Origin of the sequence: Citrobacter amalonaticus (assembly GCF_018252635.1) — a bacterium.
GTDB classification, from domain to species: Bacteria; Pseudomonadota; Gammaproteobacteria; order Enterobacterales; family Enterobacteriaceae; genus Citrobacter_A; species Citrobacter_A amalonaticus_E.
This window is the reverse complement of record NZ_JAGTXM010000049.1, coordinates 1-387: the sequence shown is the minus strand read 5'-3', so window position 1 is coordinate 387 and position 387 is coordinate 1. Positions and strand designations below refer to the sequence as shown.

The 387-nt window shown below is 52.5% G+C and carries 1 tRNA gene and 1 rRNA gene; both read right to left on the bottom strand.

The window, feature by feature from the left end:
- Position 1 precedes the first annotated feature (1 nt).
- Positions 2 to 78 (bottom strand) — tRNA-Asp (locus KE671_RS22660).
- A 54-nt stretch (positions 79 to 132) separates the two neighbouring features.
- Positions 133 to 248: ribosomal RNA gene (gene rrf / locus KE671_RS22655) — 5S ribosomal RNA — on the bottom strand.
- Between the last annotated feature and the right edge of the window lie 139 nt (positions 249 to 387).

Genomic DNA, 387 nt, shown 5'->3' with positions numbered 1-387 from the left:
GTGGCGGAACGGACGGGACTCGAACCCGCGACCCCCTGCGTGACAGGCAGGTATTCTAACCAACTGAACTACCGCTCCACCGAATTTTTCTACAACCACTGATTTTTACATCAGTTCACTGCTTAATTTGATGCCTGGCAGTTCCCTACTCTCRCATGGGGAGACCCCACACTACCATCGGCGCTACGGCGTTTCACTTCTGAGTTCGGCATGGGGTCAGGTGGGACCACCGCGCTACKGCCGCCAGGCAAATTCTGTTATCAGACCGCACTCGCGTTCTGATGTTATCTGTATCAGGCTGAAAATCTTCTCTCAAATCCGCCAAAACATCTTCGGCGTTGTAAGGTTAAGCCTCACGGTTCATTAGTACCGGTTAGCTCAACGCAT